The sequence below is a fragment of the Chitinophaga pendula genome, from assembly GCF_020386615.1.
GTDB lineage: Bacteria > Bacteroidota > Bacteroidia > Chitinophagales > Chitinophagaceae > Chitinophaga > Chitinophaga pendula.
In genome coordinates, this window is sequence record NZ_CP077769.1 from 476,799 (window position 1) to 497,306 (window position 20,508).

Here is a 20,508-nt window from a genome sequence, read left to right on the forward strand (position 1 = left end):
TCATAGGGACCGGATGTATTATGCCGAGGTGATAAGAGAGGGAGGGGTAGTTGCTGGCATGATCAGCTGGCAACGGTCTCTTCGACGGTGGCACTGATACCACGATCCAGCAGTGCTTCGCACATGGGACGGAGTTGTGTGAACTCACCTTGTTTAACGGCATATTTGCCATTGTGATGAATGATCAATGCACATTGCTCTGCTTGCTCCTGGGAGTGATCGCAAACTTCGATTAGAGAGGAGATGACCCAGTCGAAAGTGTTTACCTCATCATTCCACACAATAAGGTTGTACGGAAATTGTTCGTCTTCTGCAACGAGCACGTCTTCCAGTTCTTTGGTCAATATGCCTGGTTCAGTTTGCTGGCTCATGATTTGTACTAAGCTTTGCCGCAAAATTACATTAAAATGCGGGTAAATTCATTAAATAATTGAAAACACCCCCGTGGGTGGTGGTATTTGGGCACGGTGCTGAAAGGGCGGGAAATTTTGTAGTTTGCGAAAAGTTAATCGCTTGGCGTTTTAAAGTAGTTGATAACCAGGATTTGATGTAAATAAACGATTATGATGCAAGTAATGACAAGGTCGGTTTTGCTATTGGATATCAGCTTGCCCTTAAAGGACCCTATTCCTATTTTTTCGCTGGTACTGTTTATTATCCTGCTGGCGCCTATTATCCTGCGGAAGTTCCGGATACCCAGTATTATAGGGTTGATACTGGCGGGTATGGCGATCGGGGATCATGGATTCCAGGTGATAGAGAAGGGGAGTATCGACCTTTTTGGCAAGGCGGGGTTATTGTATATTATGTTCCTGGCGGGGCTGGAGCTGGATATGACGGAGTTCAGGAAGAATAAGCACCGGAGTATGGTATTTGGAGCCTTTACTTTTTTCTTGCCGTTGATATTGGGTTACCTGGTGTGTACGTACTGGTTGCATTTCAATTTTATGGCATCGTTGCTGGTGTCGAGCATGTTTGCTACGCATACGCTGGTGGCGTATCCGTTGGCTAGCAGATTGGGTATTACCAAAAATGAGGCGGTGACGGTAGCAGTCGGCGGTACTATTATAACGGATACGGCCGTACTGTTGATACTGGCTATTATCACGGGAGCGGAGAAGGGGAATCTGAATACGGATTTCTGGGTGCGGCTGGGTGTTTCGCTGGCGGTATTTGCAGCGATCATCCTGTGGATATTCCCGATGATAGGGCGATGGTTTTTCAAAAAGATCAAGGACGATAAGACTTCTCACTTTGTGTTTGTGCTGGCATTGGTGTTTCTTTCTGCTTTCCTGGCTGAGCTGGCCGGTGTGGAAGGTATCATTGGTGCGTTTCTGGCAGGATTGGCGTTGAACCAGCTGATACCGCATACTTCGCCGTTGATGAACCGGATCGAATTTACCGGTAATGCGTTGTTCATTCCTTTTTTCCTGATCAGTGTGGGCATGCTGGTGGATCTGCGGGTGTTGCTGAAAGGGCCGGAGGCGTTGATCATTGCTGGTTCACTTACGGCGATGGCTCTACTGAGTAAGTGGCTGGCGGCTTATTTCACGCAATTATCATTTAAGTATACAAGTACGCAACGGAATATCATCTTCGGGTTGAGCAGTGCGCATGCGGCGGCTACTATTGCGGTGATACTGATCGGGTATAATATGGGGCTGATCGATGAGCATGTATTGAATGGTACGGTGATATTGATCCTGATCACCTGTATGGTAGGATCGTTTGTGACGGAGAGTGCGGGACGTAAGCTGGCGATTGTGGAAGCGGAGCGTAAGCCGGAGATGCGCGGTGGCCCGGAGCGTATGTTGGTACCGGTATCTAATGCGGCCAGGATAGAGTCGCTGCTGGACTTTGCCGTCATGATCAAGGATGGGCAGACGGATTCGCCTATTTATCCGTTGGCGGTGGTACAGGATAATGAAGAAGCTAAAGAGAAGGTACACCTGACGAACAAGATGATGGAAAAGGCGATCATACATGCGGCGGCGACGGAGAGTAAAGTACAGGTAGTGACACGTATAGACCTGAACGTGTCTGACGGGATTGCCCGTGCTGCCAAGGAGTTGATGATCACAGATGTGATATTGGGTTGGACAGATAAAACGAGTACGACGGAGCGTTTGTTCGGTTCTATATTTGGTACTACGCTGGAGAACGTGTTACGGAGTGTATGGGAGACGATCTATGTTTGTGACTTCCCTAATCCGTTAAACACGACCAAAAAAATGGTGATGATATTACCCCGGAATACGGAGTATGAGCTGGGGTTTGCGCATTACCTGCAGAAGATGATATTGCTGGCCAAGCAGGCGGGCGCCAAGTTACTGATGTGTTGTCATGATCATACGAAGGGGGCGATAGAAACTTTTTTACAGCAGAGTAAAACCAGTGTGGAAATTGTATACCGATCGCTGGAGGATATGGACGATTTTCTGGTATTGTCGCGGGAGGTAACGCGTAATGATCTGCTGGTGGTAGTGGCAGCCCGTAAAGGAACGCTGTCGTACAGTCCGGGGCAGGATAATATACCTGGCAGGCTGAGCCGTCATTTCAGGGATCAGAATATCATCCTTGTTTATCCTGAGCAGACGGAGACGGACTATATAGAGTCTGGTGTGCAGCCGGATGACCTGACGCTGGCGCCTATACAGGAATTGAACAAGCTGGGACGTACGGTGAGGAGGATCTTTACCGGTGGTCGTAAGGATCAGCGTCCAGATAACCGGTCGAAGGATAAGGACCAATAATTACTAGGATGTATGCGACTGGAACATAAAATGCAACCGTTGCTTCCGAGAAGACAATTTGTGCACCGGTTATTACGGTATGGTGCTTATGCTTTATTGTTGATCGTTGTGTCGATGGTGATCGGTACGGTAGGGTATCACTGGCTGGCGGCATTAAGTTGGGTGGATGCGTATCTGAATGCAGCGATGATATTGACGGGGATGGGACCGGTGAATCCGATGGAGACGAATGCAGCGAAAATCTTCTCGGGGTTGTATGCATTATACAGTGGTATTGTATTCCTGACGGTAGCTGCGATGATGTTCACACCGTTGGCGCATCGGTTATTACATATTTTTCACCTGGAGAAAAAATAGACTGGTATTGTGTTTGAGGTAGGTGTTGTGAGAATTTTTTACAGGAGATGAAAAAAATATTTGGTTAAATAAAAATAGTGATTACCTTTGCAATCCCATCAGACAAAAGGTTTGAGGCGAAAATTGAAAAACGGGAGTTTAGCTCAGCTGGTTCAGAGCATCTGCCTTACAAGCAGAGGGTCGATGGTTCGAATCCGTCAACTCCCACGAAAAAGATTGTCACTTTTCCGGATACGTTAAGTATCTGAATGGAAAGGGAGTTTAGCTCAGCTGGTTCAGAGCATCTGCCTTACAAGCAGAGGGTCGATGGTTCGAATCCGTCAACTCCCACAGAAATAAAAGGTCATGCATTGCATGGCCTTTTTTGTTTTGTAGCCTTTTGTCAGTCAGCCTAGTTGCCGGTGTAAAGATCATGTTTACATTTAGCTGGTTTGGCGTAGCAGTTTCCCGGTTCTGTTGGTATATGCCCCGCAGTCTGTACAGCAATAACGATATTCAGAATCCCTGCATACTAATTTTTCCCGGTTGATGATACCACCTTCACCGCAGCTGCTGATCACCTGTGCGGTGAACATGATCTCCTGTGAGGCAGTCAGGTAAGAGCAGCGTAGGCCCTTATTTGTATATGCTGGCAATGTAGTGTTCCGAGGGAGTCGAATAGGCAGTTAAAACCGTGTAGCTGTTTCCGTATGTTTATAACGGCGTTGGTGATAGCGGAGGGGTAGTCCCACTCCATGGAAATTGGCGGGAATACGGAAGGATCATCGACGAATGTTGCCAGCTCATTGTCGAGCGGATATTGCGAATAGGTAGAGGAAGGTGGTGTGAAATGGTAAGGGGAGAAAGGGAGGCGGTTCAGCGCAGCTCCCAATCTACGATATTGTTGACCCACTCTTCGCGGAAGGGGGTGGTGACTTTGATATAGTTGTCAGTATACCCTTCCATCATGTTGTCTTTGACATGACCTTCAAAGAGGACTTTGCGGGTTTGTCCGATATGTTGTGCGGCGAAGTGCTGTGACTTTTTGTGGCTGAGGTTGCGCAGCATTTTATTGCGTTCATGGCGAACGTGTATGGGTACGACTGGTTGAATATCGAGGGCCAGTGTGTTGGCTCTTTCTGAGTAGGTGAATACGTGCAGGTAGGATATATCCAGTTGATGGAGGAAGTCGTATGTTTCGCGGAAGTATGCTTCGGATTCGGAGGGGAAGCCGACGATGACATCTACGCCGATGCTGCAATGCGGCATGAACTGGCGGATGAGGGCTACTTTCTCTGCGTAGAGTTCGCGGCGGTACCGGCGGCGCATCTGGCCGAGGATATAGTTACTACCACTTTGCAAAGGGATGTGGAAATGCGGCATGAATTTGCGGCTGTTGGCCACGAATTCGATGATCTCATTGCTGAGCAGGTTCGGTTCTATGGAGGAGATGCGATAGCGGTCTATGCCTTCTATTTCGTCTAGTGCCTGTATGAGTTCGAAGAAGCTTTCTTCTCTTTTTTTGCCACCTTCAAAGCCTTTACCGAAGTCGCCGAGGTTGATACCGGTGAGGACGATCTCTTTGGCGCCGTTGGCCGCCAGGGTACGGGCGTTGACCAGTACGTTGGCGATGCTGTCGCTGCGGCTTTTGCCACGTGCCATGGGGATAGTGCAGAAGGAGCAGTTATAATCGCATCCGTCCTGTACCTTGAGGAAGGTGCGGGTACGGTCGTTGATGGAGTAGGAGGAGTGGAAGCTGTTAACCTCTTCTATATCGCAGGAGCATATTTTGGTGCTGTCTCCTTTGGTGAGTGTTTTCAGGTGATCCACGATGTTGAACTTTTCGGCGGCGCCCAGTACGAGGTCGACGCCTTCGATGGAGGCGATCTCCTGGGGTTTGAGCTGTGCATAGCAACCGGTGATAACTACCATGCTTTGTGGCGCGCGGCGTTGTATACGGCGTACGAGCTGCCGGCATTCTTTGTCGGCGTTTTCGGTAACGGAGCAGGTGTTGATGACATAGACATCGGCCTGTCCGTCAAAATCTGTCTTCACAAAGCCATCCTGTTCCAGTAACCTGCTGATGGCGGAGGTTTCTGAAAAGTTCAGCTTGCAGCCCAGTGTATGAAAAGCAACTGTTTTTTCCTGTGTCATAAAGGAGGGCAAAGGTAGCAACTTTTTATGTCATGGGCTGGTAAGGAATTTTTCCTTTATTTTACAGGGATTTACACGTGTATGCAGAGATTTCAGCGTTACTGGCCGGTTGTTTTACTGGCATTAGCATTATTCTTCATATGGAAGCAACATAGTTCCACGGGCAGTGACGGATCAGGGCCATCTGTGCGGCATGTGACGATGCCGGCTCCTGTTGGGGCGGGCGGGGATTTTCCGGTAGCGGCGAATGGGGCCAGGTTGAGTCGTAAATCTTTGCTGACTTATACCCGTCATGCGCGTTGCCGGATGGATTGCCGGGAGATCACGAAGGAGGAGATCGAAGCGATCCTGGTGAATGGTAAGATGAATGAAGAGAAATCTGACTTGGCGGATAAGCCCTGTCCTACCTATGCTTTGGAGGGATATGCTGCTGATGGTCAACATTTAAGGGTAGTCTTTGCGGTCTGTGGTCATGAAACGAAGGTAGTGACCTGTATAGACCTGGAGCGGGATTGGAGTTGTGACTGTAAATAAATCGCGGAATAAACGGAAGGCGCCACTCTTTGTAGGAAATTGCTTATTTTTCGGCTTGATTCAAGCCCAATTTACAATATAGTATTGATGAAGCTCAAGAATGTGTTGATACGGCCGTTACATGCCTTGTATGTTATTTATGCTACGATCATGTGGCTGGCTATTATGTTCCTGATATTGCCTTTTATTTTTCTGGCTTCTCTGCTGGGCAGGTACAAGGGGGGGAACATTATTTTTTACTTCCTCCGTTTCTGGGCGATCACTTGGTTTCCGCTGGTGGGGATCATTACGCGGCGTATTTATGCGCCCGGGGTAAGGGCGCTCAAGGAGCCCTGCATTTTTGTAGTCAATCACCGGTCTTACCTGGATGCTGCGTTGGCGGTGAAGATCATGCGTTTGCCATTCCGGCCATTAGGTAAGGTAGAGATGTCGAAGATACCCATCTTCGGATTTATCTACCGTAATTCTGTGGTGCCTGTAGACCGTTCCAATGCGCGCGCGCGCGCCAAGAGTGTACGGGAGATGATGGCGGCGCTGAAGGAAGGTATTTCTATATTGATCTTTCCGGAAGGTACTACCAATGAATCGGAAGCACCTTTGCGCAGCTTTCACAACGGTGCTTTTAAAATTGCTATAGAAACGCAGACACCTATTCATCCGGTATTGTACCTGGACTGTAAGCAGCGTTTGCCGCACGATAAAGGATTTTTCAGTCTTACGCCCGGCCGTTGCCGCATTGTGTATATGCAGCCGGTGCCGGTAGCGGGGCTGACGATAGACGATATTCCCACCCTCAAGCAGCAGGTATTTGAACTCATGGAAGCCGAGCTGCGTAAATACCATCACTATCCAACCTTACAGCCAGTAGGATGAAGTATGCCGATGTGATATTGCCACTGGCATTGCCTAAAGTATATACTTACACGGTGCCGGAACACCTGGAGTCGCTGATACAGGCGGGTTCGCGTGTAGCGGTGCAATTGGGTAAGCAGAAAAAATATGCAGGTATTGTCAAGCAGGTACATATCCAGGCGCCGGCATACAAGACCAAACCTGTCCTGGATGTGCTGGATAAAGAGCCGGTATTATATCCCACCCAATTACAGTTCTGGCAGTGGATCGCTGACTATTACATGTGTACGGAAGGCGAGGTGCTGAATGCGGCCTTGCCTGCTCACCTGAAGCTGTCGAGCGAGACCTTGCTATTATTCAACGATGCTTACGGAGAGGATTTTACTGCGCTGGATGAGGATGAATATCTCATTGCGGAGGCGTTGCTGATCCGTAAGGAGCTACGTATTGAAGAAGTACAGCTGATACTCGACAAGTCAGAGGTATACTCGGTGATCAAAAAGCTGATCGAGAAGAAGGTATGCCTGGTGTACGAGGAGCTGAAAGAAGTATATAAGGAGAAGAAGGAGAAGTATGTGCAGCTGCAGGCTGCTTACCAGGATGATGAGCGCTTGTCGGCGCTTTTTGACGAGTTAGGGCGGGCACCCAAACAGATGGAGTTACTGCTGGCGTACCTGCACCTGATGAAAACGCAGGGGGAGGTATTACAGAAGGAGCTGTTGAAGAAATCGGGGGCGACGACGGCTCAGTTAAACGGGTTGGTCGACAAGCAGATACTCCGGGTAGAGGAGCGTACGGTGGATCGTATACAGGGAGGCGGGAAGGTTACTGCTGATATTGATTTTATATTAAGTCCTGCGCAGGCATCCAGCCTCGCAGCGATCCGGCAGTGTTTTGAGGATAAGCAAGTGACGTTGCTGCACGGCGTTACTTCCAGTGGCAAGACGCAGCTGTATGTAAAGATGATCGAGGAGTATGCGGCTACAGGCAGGCAGGTATTGTACCTGTTGCCGGAGATCGCGTTGACCTCTCAGATCATTCGCCGGTTGCAGAAACACTTCGGTAACCGTATTGGTATTTATCATTCCCGGTTCAGCAACAATGAGCGGGTGGAGATATGGAACAAGGTAAAGACCGGCGAACTACAAGTATTGCTGGGTGCGCGTTCCAGCCTGTTGTTACCATTCCGGGACCTGGGGTTGATCATATTGGATGAGGAGCACGATACTTCCTATAAGCAACAGGACCCGGCGCCCCGGTATCATGCGCGGGATGCAGCGATCTATTATGCCAGTCTTTTCGGAGCGAAGGTATTGCTGGGATCTGCCACGCCATCACTGGAGTCGTATTACAATGCACAGCAGGGTAAATACGGGCTGGTGGAGCTGAATGAACGTTTTGGTGGTATTGAGATGCCGGAGATCGACATTGTGGATGTAAAGAAAGAGACGGCGGAGAAGACGATGCAAGGCAACTTTACCACGGCATTGAAAGACCGTATTACACAAAGCCTGGCAGATAAGAAACAGGTGATCCTTTTCCAGAACCGGCGGGGATATGCACCTTTCCTGTTATGTACTACGTGTGGCTGGATACCGGACTGTAAGCAATGTGATGTATCGCTGACGTATCATCGTCACCAGGACAAATTACACTGTCACTATTGTGGTACACGTTACCCTTACATATATACCTGTGCGGCCTGTGGCAGCCAGACGCTGGTGCCGAAGAGTTTCGGTACGGAGAAGATAGAGGAGGACCTGAAGGACTTGTTTCCGGAGGCGCGCATTGCCCGTATGGATGTGGATGCGGTCCGTAACAAGGACAGTCATAATAAGATGATTCAGCTGCTGGAGAAGCAGGAGGTGGATATATTGGTGGGGACACAGATGGTGGTGAAGGGATTGGACTTTGAGAATGTGAACCTGGTAGGTGTGTTGAGTGCGGATAGTTTGTTGAGCTATCCGGATTTCCGGGTGAATGAGCGGGCCTTTCAGTTGATGGAGCAGGTGAGTGGCCGTTCGGGCCGTAAGCATAGTAAAGGGTCTGTGGTGGTACAGGCGAGCCGTACGCAGCATCCGGTGCTGCATTATGTGACGGCGCATGACTATAAGGGCATGTATGAGCATGAGATCGCGGAGCGGCAGCAGTTCAACTATCCACCATTTGTACGGTTATTGAAGATCACGTTAAAACATAAGAAACAGCCTGTTGTAGAGCAGGCGGCGCAGGTGCTGGGGCATTGGCTCCAGGGGCGGCTGACGCAGCCGCTGGTAGGGCCTGCAGCACCACTGGTGGCCAGGGTGCGTAACTATTACCTGCAGGAGATGCTGATCAAATTACCGCGGGATGGTAAGGTGATCGCACAGATTAAAATGATGCTGCGGGATATGTTTGTGCAGCTGCTGTCGGAAAAAAAATTCCGGAGCGTTATTATCACTCCGGATGTAGATACTATATAATCTCTTCTGTTATTCCTTTTCCAATATCAGGGTACTGGCTTTTAATTCGCTGATCAGTTGCATGATGCGGCGGAAGGTGTCTTTGCTTTTACCTTCCCAGCTGGTGCGCTGGTACCATTCCATGGCGAAGATGTGCAGTTGCCGGTCTTCCTGGCGATAGCTCATTTTATACCCCAGCAGTTGTTTGCCATTATCTTCTTCATGCAGGTCTTTATTGAGGGAGGAGAGATTGGTCACTTTGTATCCATTGGGGATATCGAAGGTGATCCTTCTTTCCAGGTAGAAGGGGAAGGCCATTTCTACGGGCAGTTCCTGCGGTGGCATCAGGAGTTCGTGGCGAGGAGACTGGTTGGTGAGGAGGTCTCCGAGTTTGATGAGCAGTTGTTTGCCATTGTGTTGTATCATGGAGGCAGCTGCTGCGCGGGTGCGTATGGTGACCGGTTCATTCATATTGCCGGCGGACCAGCTGTCCTGTGTACTTTCCTGGCTGTATACTCCTCTGCCGGCATAAGGGATGGGTAGCAGGGAGGCGTATATTTCCTCTTTACTGCCGGCTTTGGGGGTGGCTACTAGCTGCCGGATGGTGGTAGCGGGATAGCCGCCGAATGTCTGTGTGCATTGCAGCTGAACGCTGTCGGTGTTGGTGTTGAGGCGCAATGCCGCTTCCACGCTGATATTGTTGCGTGTATAATCAGGTAGCGGGGTGTTGATGATATCAGTTAGTATTTTGCTCTGGTTGTTGATCAATGTGTCGCGGGTACGAACGCCCGGGATGTTGCCCCACATGGGGGGTATGAATGGAAAGCGTGTATTAGGTTCCGTGGGAGCCAATGCCAGCTTCACATCGGGGAAGTACAGCAGTACATTGTGAGCCAGTTTGGGTACGAGTAAGCCGGTATCTATGGGCATTTCGTCTCTTGCGCTGGTGAAGAGCAGCTGGCAGCGGATGCCCAGGGCATAGTAAACGGAAGCCATCAGGCGTATCATGCCATAGGGGGTGGTGGCTTTGCTGCGTAGCATGGTGGCGATATCTACGGGACCTTCTTCGTCGGAGGCGGAGATGGGATATTGTGTTTTCAGCTGGTGTTCTACCTGGTATATCAGGGCGGGCAGGGGCATTCGCTGACGGAGGAAGGGCCATTTGTCCAATTCTTTTTCGAGGCGTTTTACTTCGAAGCGGTCGGTGTTGACATATTGGATAAAGGCCTGTTCGCCCCATTGTTGCCAGGTGAGCGGTGTGGCGTTCTTATCTTCCTTATAGAGGGCGAAGCCGACGCTCAGGAGGTGCGGTGTGGGGAAATAAAGGCTGCTGGCGCTGATGGGCGGTATATTTTTGAAGGAGCCTATATATACTCTCACATTGTTTTCTTCGACGGTGTTGATCTGTTCGGCGCTATTATAATACTGTATGCGGAACTGCTGTTTGGCAGGAGCTCTCAGGATGAAAGTGGCGGACTGGCAGGGATGTGCGGACTGTAGCTGATCGATGCCATTGTAGCTGTCATAGACTTTGACGGTGAGGTCGTATTCGACCTGGCAGCCTGCTTGCAGTTGCGGGGTGAGGAGGACGATTGCTTTTCGGCCATCGGTCATGGTAGCCGGTTCCATTTTAAGTGGGTTGCTGTGTCCATCGGGATAGATGGACCTGGCTTGTATGTAGTGGAACTTCTCGTCTGCTTCTATGGGTAGCACCAGTTGTGTAAGGCTGTCGGCGCCAGCGGTGGTATTGATATGTATCCTTCTGTAGAATGTTTTCAGATGGGCTACTCCGGCATATTGCAAGGAGGAAGGGAGGTTGAAATCCCGAGCGATGATATTGGATACGATGATGTAAGACGGTTGTTGCCCCATGGGAGGAGCTATATTGTCTAAAGTGGCGTTTTCCTGCCAGGTATCTTTCAGGTAATTATTGATCTGTGCCTTGGTGCTGCTAATGCATACCAGCATACTACAGGCTGCCAGCAGAAGAATCTTTTTCATATGGACGTTAAAGGTAGGCGTTTATTTGGTATACAGTCCCAGTTGCTGGATGGCATCTGATTCATAGATATGCGGGCCTGTTTCCTGTTTTGCCGCTGCGTTTATCATGGCTTGCGCTACAGTGGCCGCTTTGATGGCGCGATACTTACGCCAGCTGCCCTGGAGCAGGAAATAGAACACCTGTATTAGTAGCTGTCCTACTGTTTCTCCCAGGCGGAATTCTTTGCGAGGGCCCAGTAATACGGAGGGGCGGAAGATATGTACGGCGGGGATGCCGGTGGATAGTAGTGCCTGTTCGGCTTCTCCTTTGGTACGCAGGTAAAAGTTCCTGGTATTGGCATTGGCGCCGATGGAGGACATGAGGAGGAATTGTTGTATGCCCTGTTCGCGGGCGATGCGTGCGCAGCGAACGGGAATGTCGTAGTCTACTTTTCTGAAATTGGCCTGGCTGCCTGCTTTGCGGATGGTGGTACCTATGCAGCAGAATACTACGTCGGCGCCTTTCATGGCAGCTGCCAGTGCCGGCTCATTTTCGAAATCGACGATAACGATCTCCAGTCCTTGCCGGGGATGCAGATCGGGTTGGCGAACCAGCACCCGGATATTGGCGTATTGCCGCTCCTGTAGCAGCCTAGAGGTGAGGAAGCTACCGGTCAGGCCGGTGGCACCGATGATGATCGCTGTTTGTGAGCTCGGTATGTTATGCACGGTTGCTTATCTTTGTTCAATAATTAAAGATAAGCCATTACGGGTAGTTATGCAGGTATCAGAAAATGTCGGCCTCCGGCCCTATAATACGTTCGGGATAGATGCGAAAGCACGTTATTTTGCTTCTTTCAGTTCCACCGATGAGTTACAGACCCTCTTACAGGATGCGCGCTGGCAGCCTTATTCCCGGATGATCCTGGGAGGTGGCAGCAACCTGTTGTTCACCCGTGATGTGGATGCGCTGGTGCTTAAAAACGAGCTGAAAGGCATTGAAATCATCCGGGAGGAAGGGGATGCGGTGTATGTAAAGGCAGGGGCCGGAGAGAGCTGGCATGCGTTCGTACAGTATTGTATTGCTCATAACCTGGCCGGGCTGGAGAACCTGTCGCTGATACCCGGTAATGTAGGCGCCAGTCCTATGCAGAACATTGGCGCTTATGGGGTGGAGATAAAGGATACATTCCATTCGCTGGACGCGTATCATTTGCAGGATCGGGCGGTGGTGACGTTTGACAATGCCGCCTGTGGTTTTGGTTACCGGGAGAGTGTTTTCAAAAGGCAGTATAAAGGTCAGTTCGTTATATTATCCGTTATTTTCAAATTGAGCCGTACTCCTCATTTCAATACCAGTTATGGTGCTATCGAGGAGGAGTTGAAACGTATGAATGTGCAGGCATTGTCTATCCAGGCGATCAGCCAGGCGGTGATCAACATCCGCAGTTCGAAGTTGCCCAATCCCAAAGAGATCGGCAATGCTGGTAGTTTTTTCAAGAACCCGACGGTGGATGCTGCGAAATACCATGCGTTGAAGGCGGAGTTTCCTGCATTGGCGGCATATCCTGCGCCTCAAGGGCAGTATAAGCTGGCGGCGGGATGGTTGATAGAGCAATGTGGCTGGAAAGGTTACCGCGAAGGCGATGCCGGTGTACATGCCAAACAGGCGCTGGTATTGGTCAACTATGGACATGCTGCCGGTGCGGACATATACAACTTGTCGCAGCGGGTACTAGATAGTGTGCAGGAGCGCTTCGGTGTGCAGCTGGAAAGGGAGGTGAACATTTTATAACGTAAGGCTACCCAATAGCTACAGGTGACTTAAGCAAGTAGCGAAATTAAGTTTACACCATATATCTCAACTGATCAGGCGGTCTTTTTCTGCAGGATATCTTTGATGATCTTATCTGCATGTTCCCGAGAGTTCTCGATGAACCAGAGGTGTGTGTCCATTCCTCCGCATACTACACCTGCGAGGTATATTCCCTGCCTATTTGTTTCCATGGTGTCCGGGTTGTATACCGGGCAGCGTTTGGCATCGGCTGACAGTTGTACGCCAGCTTTTTCGAGGAAGGAGAAGTTGGGTTGGTAGCCTGTCATAGCGATAACGAAGTCGTTGGGTACGGTGACGATGCCATCGGGGGTGTTGATATCTACTTCGTGTGGTCGTATGGCTGCGACGGAGGAGTGGAAGTAGGCTTTGATGGTTCCTTCTTTGATCCTGTTTTCTATATCCGGTTTGACCCAATATTTTACGCGTGGGCCTATCTGGCTTTCGCGGATGACCATGGTTACGCGGGCGCCTTTGCGATAGGTTTCGAGGGCGGCGTCGACGGCTGAGTTGTTGGCGCCTACGACGAGTACGTCCTGCATGGCATAGAAGTGCGGGTCGCGGTAGTAGTGTCTTACTTTGGGCTGGTCTTCTCCCGGCACTTGTAGCAGGTTGGGGATATCGTAGAAGCCGGTGGCTATGATGACATGACGCGCCTGGTAGGTGGTTTTGTCGGTCTGTACGGTATATCCTGCGGGGGTGGGTGTGATCTGTTGTACGGTTTCGAAGAGGCGGGTATGCAGCTCGCGGGAAGTGGCTACGCGGCGATAGTATTCCAGTGCTTCCGGCCGGGTAGGTTTGGGATTATTGGAGACGAAAGGTATACCGCCTATCTCCAATCTTTCGGAGGTGGAGAAGAAGGTCATGTTAAGCGGATAATTATACAGCGAATTTACCAGGCAACCTTTTTCCACGATCAGATAAGAAAGTCCTGCCTGTTGAGCGGTGAGTGCGCAGGCGAGGCCGATGGGGCCGCCACCTACTATCAATATATCTAATATTTCCTGGTCCATAAGGGCAAAGATAACGGGTAACGGGCAAATTGCTATGTTACCAGTCAGGCGGGTTGTGCCAATGCAGCCAGTTGGTCGAGGAGTCGGAACATGGTGGCATTGCATGCCGGGATGAGCGCCTGTTGTTCCAGCATTTCGGACGCATATTGTATATAGGGAGCCGGTGTGAGGTCGTCGAGGCCGTGGGAGATCATTTTTTCCAAGGTGATGCTGGTTACTTCGAGATGGAACTGCAGGCCTACGACGCGATCCTGGTAGATGAATGCCTGGTTGGAGCAGATGGGCGTGCTGGCGAAGAGGACCGCTTTGTCAGGGATGGCGAAGGTATCGCCATGCCAGTGGAATACATTTTGTGCTTCGGGGAATACCTGCTTGAGTGTGGGCAGGCCGATGGTGCTGAAGCTCACCGGGAACCAGCCAATTTCTTTATGGGTATGCGGGCGTACGGCGGCGCCCAATACGTCGGCGATGAGTTGTGCGCCGAGGCAGATGCCCAGTGCTGGTTTGCCAGCCCGGATGGTGGCGGCGATGAGTTCTTTTTCGATGGATAACCAGGGATATTTTGCCTGATCGTGTACGCTCATAGGGCCTCCCATGATGATGAGCAGGTCTATACCGGAGATGTCTGGTACGGTGGGTTGATCATACCAGTGGGTGGCTTTGAGTTGATATTGTTTTTGTGTTGCCCAATCGATGATACAGCCCGGGTCTTCAAAGGGCACATGTTGAAAGTAGTGTATAGTCATATGTTATCGTCAGGATAACAGCGTCTCGAGCCGATTGATCTGTTGCAGATGCCGTTCCGTGTGAAAGATAAGGAAATATGCCCATTCTTTCTTAGTGAGCATTCCGAATATGGGATGTTCGTGTCCGGTGCATTCGTCGTCGAGGTTGCCATCTGCGAGGGCGGCTTTTATTTTGTTACGGTTGTGGCGGAATGCTTCGCTGAAGGTGCGGATGTCGGGGTGGTTATCTTCGGGTCTGACGGGGCGGACTACGCGCAGGCGCTGGGTGAATTCGAGCAGGGAGGCCTGTATCTGGGGTAATTTACTATCCGGGGCCCTGTTTGCTATGGGTCTTACGGGGCCATGTAATGTGTTGGCGATATCTTCTTCTATCATCATGACATGTTCTGCGCATTCCATGATGCTCCAGTCGCTTTGGGGCGGACGTTGGTGGATTCGTTCGGGAGAGATGGTATCCAAGATATCGAGGAAGAGGCGGGTGTTATTGTCCAGGGCTTCCTGGAGCTGTGATAATGTTGTAGACATGATCCATTGTTTTGCTGTTCACGATCCTTTTACCTGTGCCAGCGCTACGCGTGGAGCTACCTGTCTTTTTTGCGGAGCGGAGAGTGTGCCGAAACAATGTCTGCGATAGGTAGGAGCATCCACGTCGTAGAGGAGGTCCATATTAAATTCCCGGAGGAATGTCCGGACCTCTTCCGGCAGGAAGCCCGCTATGCGGTCTTCATCTGTATTAGGTACGCCAAAAAACATACCGGGATTGCCGGAGGTGTGGCGGTCTACATAGGTAAATATCATGCGGGTACCCGGTGGGAACTGCCGGATATACTGGAAGGTGCTGCGGATGGCTTGTACGTTGGGGATGGCTTCGCAGATGAACAAGGTTTTGTAATGCTGTTGTTGTACGAGGGGAGGGACTACTTCTTCCGGGGATTGTGTATGCAGGTCGATGGGAATATAATCTACAGTGCCGGGGTGTCCTTTGAGGCGATTGAGCAGTTTTTTTTTGGGATGCTGGAGGCGGGCGTGGTCTACTTCTATGAAGAAGGGGCGTTTGCCGGATTGGAGGCGTTGGGGGCGGCAATCGTAGCCACCACCGATGATCATGACCTGGTTGACGCCGCCATGGCGGATGGCGTTGAGGGTCATGTTGTCGATCAGCCTGGTCCTGGCGATGCAGGCGCTGCATGCACCCGGCCAGCGGATATCGAGGTAGTAGAGGATGCTGTAGCGAAGCAGGGGCAGGCGCGAGAGCCATACCAGGCATCTGCGGTGAAAGGGCAGGAAGGATTTGGCATAAGGATCTGCCAGCATTCGCTGGTGGGCGGTACGTTCATGTTCCAATGCACGGAAGAAAGCAAGATCAATAGCGCGGCAGCGTCTTAACCATTTCATAAAACAACATGATAGCGGTAAATAACAGCTTTAGTCGGGCGGGGGAGTAATGGCGGAATACCGGGGAGGTACGGTATGCTATACCGGTATTCCGGGCCGGAGGTTTTTCAATCTTCCTAAAGATAAGAAATAGCCCGGGATATGATCAGGAAAATTGCAGGATGGTAATCAGGGATGCGGTACTGATCAATATCCAGAGGAGTATGCCCTGGAGGAGGGGTTGCCAGCCGGCTAGGCGGAGTTGAGGGAGGGAGAGCTGGGTACCGATGAAGAACAAGGTGAGAGCGAGGGCGCTGTGGGCGGCGTGGTGAAGGTAGGGGACGGCAGGCTGCAGTTGGGGGAGGCAGGTGTTGAGCAGGATGGCGCCCAGGAAGCCGGCGATGAACCAGGGGATCTTTACGTTGCCGGCGCCGGTTTTTTGTTGCCAGGCTATGGCGATGGCGACGGGGATGATCCACAAGGCGCGGGCGAGTTTGACGGTGGTGGCGATTTGCAGTGCTTCGGGGCCATATTTGCTGGCGGCGCCTACTACGGCGCTGGTGTCGTGGATAGCGATGGCGCTCCAGAGTCCGAACTGGGTTTGGCTGAGGTCTAGCCAGTGGCCTATGGGCGGGAATATGAACAAAGCGGCGGCATTGAGGAGGAATACGGTGCCCAGGGCGATGGCGACGGGGCGTTCGCCCGCTTTTACGACGGGTGCGATGGCCGCGATGGCGCTGCCGCCGCAGATGGCAGTGCCGCAGGAGATGAGGCAGGAAATCACGTTATCGGCGCGGAGGCATTTGCCTAGCAGCCAGCCAGCAGCGAGGGTACCGCAGATACTGGCGAAGGTCAGTCCGAAACCCTGTTGACCTGCCTGCCAGGCAGTGGCTGCATTCATGCCAAATCCCAGGCAGATCACGGCACCTTGCAGCAACCAATGGGTGGCCTTTGTCGTAAATACCGTATATGGATTGCCGATAGTATGTGCGGTAATGACACCCAGGAATAGTGCTACCGGCGGCGTAACAGCGGGGCTGAGGCAGAGGATGGCAAGGGCCGGGAAAATGTAGGCCGCCAGGCCGTGGGTAGCAGTTATTTTTTTGACAGACATAAGAAAAGAAAAATTTTACTGCTGCAAAGTTCAGGAGGAGCGAGGCGTCTGTCAAATGGTATAATGTAATCGCTAATAACCAAAAGTAATGAGGGGTATTGTGTATATTTAGCGCCAGGAATCAACTATTCCAAGCGGACACGGCCAGGGGAACACTTATGAAGAACGGATAGACCAATATCGGTAAGTAGTATCGTACAAGTTTTTAAAGTATTGGTGAAACCTGTGTATATGTCAATGACGAGTTTTTTCTGCCATATCAATCAAATCTGCATTGTGTGATGAAGTCAGTATGGGTTATTTTTTTCTCCCTGTTAGTCTGTACGGTCAGTAAGGGGCAAATGCATCTGGCATTGCCACCGATCAATAACTATCATAGTATCGATTATAAGGCCGGTGTACAGAACTGGGCTGTAGGAGAGGGGCGGAGTGGCGTAATGTATTTCGGTAACAGCGAGGGGCTGCTCACTTTTGACGGCCATTTCTGGAAACGTTACCAATTGCCCAACCAGACGGTGATCCGGTCCTTAAAGATCAGTGATGACGGGCGTATTTATGTTGGAGGGCAGAGTGAGATCGGTTATTTTTTTCCGGATGCGGAAGGGAGGTTGATCTATCATTCCCTGAATCAGCTGTTGGCACCTGCTGACCGGAAGTTTGCCGACATCTGGAATATCGTATTACTGAAAGACCAGGTACTTTTCCGTACGCGGGATAAGATCATTCATCTGAAAGACGGTGCTATCCGGATATATCGTCCGCAGACGAAGTGGGAATTCCTTGGGGAGGTGCATCAGCAGCTTTATGCCCAGGAGTACCACAAGGGGTTGGTGCGGTATGACAATGGGGTATGGCAGCCGGTATGCCAGGATACGGTACTGAATGAAACGGCTGTTACCGCTATATTGCCCTATGGTAAAGACACTTTATTGCTGGCGACTTTAAAGAAAGGCCTTTTCCTGTTACATCATAATACCCTTACTCCTAAAAAGACGGCAGCGGATGTGTTGCTGTCACATGACAGGTTGTATAGTGTGCTGCAGATCGATCCGAGCCGGTTAGCATTGGGTACTAATGCTGCTGGTGTGCTTTGTATCGACAGGGAGGGGAGGATCGTGCAGCGTTATTCTAACCAGGAGGGGATGCAGAAGAACAATGTGCGGAGCCTGTTCCTGGATCAGCGGCGAAACCTTTGGGTAGGATTGGATGATGGTATAGACCAGGTGTTGCTGAACAGTGCGATCCGGTATATTTATCCGGACAAGCAGCAGATCACGGGATATACCAGCCGTATTTTCCAGCAGCGGTTGTATATAGGCACATCGAATGGGTTGTATGTAGCACCGGTAGATGTCAGTAAGGGGGATCTGGGTAAGATGGACGGGGCATTTACGGAAGTGGCGAATACGACGGGGCAGGTATGGAACCTGGATGAGATCAATAACCAGTTGCTAGTAGGACATGAAGATGGCAGTCTGCAGGTGAATGGGAATAGTGCTTTGCGGTTGTACAATACGACCGGCACTTGGTTATTCCGGCCTACTTCGCAGGTATTTCCGGCTTCCAGGATACTGGCCGGCACTTATACCGGTTTGCGTCTGTTGCAGTTCGAAGGCGGCCGGTTTTTGGATAAGGGAGTGATAGAGGGGCTGCCGGAGTCGTTACGATTCCTGGCGCTGGATGATCATGAGCCAGTGATCTGGGCTTCTCATCCGAACCGGGGGATTTACCGTATCCGGTTGTCGGCGGATTATACGAAGATCGAACAAACACAGTTGTTGGGTAAACAGGACGGTCTGCCTGCTGACAATGGTAATTATATTTTCCGTATTAAGAACAGGATCGTGGCGGCGACTATTGACGGTGTGTATGAGTACAGTGGAGCAACTCATAAGTTTGCGCCCTCTGCCAGCTTGTCACCCGCGTTTAAGGGGATACGGCTGCAATATCTGCATGAAGATGGGGGCGGTAATATCTGGTTTTTGACGGAGCGGAAGATAGGGGTGATCGATTATGAGCATGTGGAAGGGAAAGAGCGTTTCCGGCGGATATGGTTCCCGGAGTTGCAGGGGCGGGTGCTTGCCGGTTACGAGTCGATCTATTCCTGGAATGAGGAGAACATATTACTGGCGGCCAACAAGGGAATTATTCATCTGAATTATAAGCAGTATCTGTTGCAGACGAGGCCGCCGCAGGTGTTCTTGGGGCAGGTGAAGGTATCCGGGGAGCGGGACAGTACCTTGTTTGACGGCTATGCGGTGGATGACGGCAAGGTGGTTCCCTTTCATAAGTTGGCGGATGTGGTGAGGTTGAAGGCGGGGATGAATGCGTTACATTTTGAGTTTTCTTCGACGTTGCCGGAGCAAGCATTGCGGACGGAGTTCAGTTACCGGCTGGAAGGGTTTGATCCGGAGTGGTCGGGTTGGACATCGAAGACGGAGAAGGATTATACGAATTTGTCGCCCGGCAGGTATACTTTCCGGGTGAGGGCGCGTAATAATTTGGGCGAGGTATCAGGACCGGTGAGTTATGCTTTTGTGATAGGCCGGGCGTGGTATAATAGTTACTGGATGTATGCTTTTTACTTTTGCCTGTTATGTGTTGCAATTTATATCGTGTTGCAATGGCAACAGCGAAAACACGAGGCAGCGCAGCTACAATTGCAGTATTTGCATCAGTTGGAGATGGATCGGGCGGAGAAGGAGCTGGTGGAGCTGAAGAACCAAAAGCTGGAGACGGATATTAACTTTAAGAACCGGGAGTTGTTGACGATGACGATCAACCTGGTGCAGCGGGGGGAGGTATTGACACGTATCCGGGAGATGGTGACGGGGTTGATGAAGAAGGATGTGATCGGGGATAATACGCCGGCGTTTAAGAATTTGTTGAAATTGATACGGGAGGTGGAGAAGAGTAATGAGGACTGGGATCAGTTTGCGATACATTTTAATAATGTGAATGCAGATTTTTTTAATACGCTGCGGGCGGCTTATCCTGAGTTGACGGCGAATGATTTGAAGTTATGCGCTTATCTGCGAATGAATTTATCTACTAAAGAAATTGCACAGTTGTTGAATATAACTATTAAGGCTGTAGAGATTGCGCGTTATCGTTTACGCAAGAAATTGCAGTTGATGCCGGATACGAATCTGGCGGATTTTCTCACACATTTACCCAAAAATCACCCCTCTGTTGCTAAGTAAATAACTAATTGATTATTATTTAATTATAATAACCATGTAGAGGTTCCGTAGGGGTGCAAACGTTTGCAGGAAAGTATATTTTATCTGTTGTAGGGTAAAAGTAGTGCCGGGCGAATGTGCGGATAAAAGTCAGGCATGTATCTTTCCCGTCCTGTATCTAAAACTGTTCCGCAG

General features: G+C 50.5%; 17 protein-coding genes and 2 tRNA genes. 9 read left to right on the forward strand and 10 right to left on the reverse strand.

The genetic code is table 11. From position 1 onward, the window contains the following. Positions 1-62: 62 nt before the first annotated feature. Complete coding sequence (locus tag KTO58_RS01895; protein ID WP_095841004.1) at positions 63-371, reverse strand: ATP-dependent Clp protease adaptor ClpS; 309 nt, start codon at positions 369-371, stop codon at positions 63-65. Between the two features lie 192 nt (positions 372-563). Here KTO58_RS01895 and KTO58_RS01900 point away from each other — a divergent pair, with 192 nt between their 5' ends. The 4 genes from KTO58_RS01900 to KTO58_RS01915 all read left to right on the forward strand — a co-directional run bounded on the left by KTO58_RS01900 (position 564) and on the right by KTO58_RS01915 (position 3,440). Then, positions 564-2,753, forward strand: coding sequence for a cation:proton antiporter (locus KTO58_RS01900; RefSeq protein ID WP_225860014.1), 2,190 nt, complete (start codon positions 564-566; stop codon positions 2,751-2,753). A 12-nt stretch (positions 2,754-2,765) separates the two neighbouring features. Further along, positions 2,766-3,110 carry a hypothetical protein gene (locus KTO58_RS01905; RefSeq protein WP_095841003.1) on the forward strand — a complete coding sequence of 115 codons (345 nt, stop codon included), beginning with the start codon at positions 2,766-2,768 and terminating at the stop codon, positions 3,108-3,110. Between the two features lie 132 nt (positions 3,111-3,242). After that, positions 3,243-3,317 (forward strand) — tRNA-Val (locus KTO58_RS01910). Positions 3,318-3,365: 48 nt separating this feature from the next. Beyond that, a tRNA-Val gene (locus KTO58_RS01915) sits at positions 3,366-3,440 on the forward strand. A 262-nt stretch (positions 3,441-3,702) separates the two neighbouring features. Here KTO58_RS01915 and KTO58_RS01920 read toward each other — a convergent pair. Both KTO58_RS01920 and mtaB read right to left on the reverse strand, forming a co-directional pair. Further along, entirely contained in the window at positions 3,703-3,981 is a 279-nt protein-coding gene (locus KTO58_RS01920) for a hypothetical protein (protein ID WP_157753252.1), read from the reverse strand. Further along, positions 3,966-5,243 (reverse strand): tRNA (N(6)-L-threonylcarbamoyladenosine(37)-C(2))-methylthiotransferase MtaB, encoded by a 1,278-nt coding sequence (gene mtaB, locus KTO58_RS01925; RefSeq protein ID WP_095841001.1) that lies wholly within the window; start codon positions 5,241-5,243, stop codon positions 3,966-3,968. Before mtaB ends, KTO58_RS01920 begins: the two co-directional genes overlap by 16 nt. Before the next feature lie 81 nt (positions 5,244-5,324). On the opposite strand from mtaB, the gene KTO58_RS01930 reads away from it, so the two are divergent. The 3 genes from KTO58_RS01930 to priA all read left to right on the forward strand — a co-directional run bounded on the left by KTO58_RS01930 (position 5,325) and on the right by priA (position 9,091). Continuing rightward, positions 5,325-5,777 (forward strand): DUF4258 domain-containing protein, encoded by a 453-nt coding sequence (locus tag KTO58_RS01930; RefSeq protein WP_157753250.1) that lies wholly within the window; start codon positions 5,325-5,327, stop codon positions 5,775-5,777. 87 nt (positions 5,778-5,864) lie between these two features. Then, positions 5,865-6,650 carry a lysophospholipid acyltransferase family protein gene (locus KTO58_RS01935; protein WP_095840999.1) on the forward strand — a complete coding sequence of 262 codons (786 nt, stop codon included), beginning with the start codon at positions 5,865-5,867 and terminating at the stop codon, positions 6,648-6,650. Beyond that, complete coding sequence (gene priA, locus KTO58_RS01940) at positions 6,647-9,091, forward strand: replication restart helicase PriA (protein WP_095840998.1); 2,445 nt, start codon at positions 6,647-6,649, stop codon at positions 9,089-9,091. The genes KTO58_RS01935 and priA overlap by 4 nt, the downstream gene beginning before the upstream one ends. 9 nt (positions 9,092-9,100) lie before the next feature. Here the strand turns inward: priA and KTO58_RS01945 are convergent, their stop codons facing one another. After that, a complete protein-coding gene (locus KTO58_RS01945) occupies positions 9,101-11,071 on the reverse strand; it encodes a DUF3857 domain-containing protein (protein ID WP_095840997.1) in 1,971 nt (656 codons plus the stop codon). A gap of 21 nt (positions 11,072-11,092) precedes the next feature. Continuing rightward, positions 11,093-11,779: an oxidoreductase gene (locus KTO58_RS01950; RefSeq protein ID WP_095840996.1), complete on the reverse strand. Its 687-nt coding sequence runs from the start codon at positions 11,777-11,779 to the stop codon at positions 11,093-11,095. Between the two features lie 49 nt (positions 11,780-11,828). Between KTO58_RS01950 and murB the strand changes: the two genes are divergently transcribed. Beyond that, the gene (gene murB, locus KTO58_RS01955; RefSeq protein ID WP_095840995.1) at positions 11,829-12,845 is read left to right on the forward strand and encodes a UDP-N-acetylmuramate dehydrogenase; all 1,017 of its coding nucleotides are present in this window, start codon (positions 11,829-11,831) and stop codon (positions 12,843-12,845) included. A 74-nt stretch (positions 12,846-12,919) separates the two neighbouring features. Here murB and KTO58_RS01960 read toward each other — a convergent pair whose 3' ends face one another. From KTO58_RS01960 to KTO58_RS01980, 5 genes are all read right to left on the reverse strand, one after another. After that, on the reverse strand, positions 12,920-13,897 hold the full coding sequence (locus KTO58_RS01960; protein WP_095840994.1) for a YpdA family putative bacillithiol disulfide reductase: 978 nt from the start codon (positions 13,895-13,897) through the stop codon (positions 12,920-12,922). A 44-nt stretch (positions 13,898-13,941) separates the two neighbouring features. Further along, entirely contained in the window at positions 13,942-14,643 is a 702-nt protein-coding gene (locus tag KTO58_RS01965) for a type 1 glutamine amidotransferase (protein WP_095840993.1), read from the reverse strand. 9 nt (positions 14,644-14,652) lie between these two features. Beyond that, complete coding sequence (locus tag KTO58_RS01970; RefSeq protein ID WP_095840992.1) at positions 14,653-15,168, reverse strand: DinB family protein; 516 nt, start codon at positions 15,166-15,168, stop codon at positions 14,653-14,655. Positions 15,169-15,186: 18 nt separating this feature from the next. Continuing rightward, positions 15,187-16,038, reverse strand: coding sequence for a class I SAM-dependent methyltransferase (locus KTO58_RS01975; RefSeq protein WP_095840991.1), 852 nt, complete (start codon positions 16,036-16,038; stop codon positions 15,187-15,189). 145 nt (positions 16,039-16,183) lie between these two features. Next, on the reverse strand, positions 16,184-17,131 hold the full coding sequence (locus tag KTO58_RS01980; RefSeq protein WP_095840990.1) for a YeiH family protein: 948 nt from the start codon (positions 17,129-17,131) through the stop codon (positions 16,184-16,186). Positions 17,132-17,412: 281 nt separating this feature from the next. On the opposite strand from KTO58_RS01980, the gene KTO58_RS01985 reads away from it, so the two are divergent. After that, positions 17,413-20,334 (forward strand): triple tyrosine motif-containing protein, encoded by a 2,922-nt coding sequence (locus KTO58_RS01985; protein ID WP_095840989.1) that lies wholly within the window; start codon positions 17,413-17,415, stop codon positions 20,332-20,334. Positions 20,335-20,508: the final 174 nt, after the last annotated feature.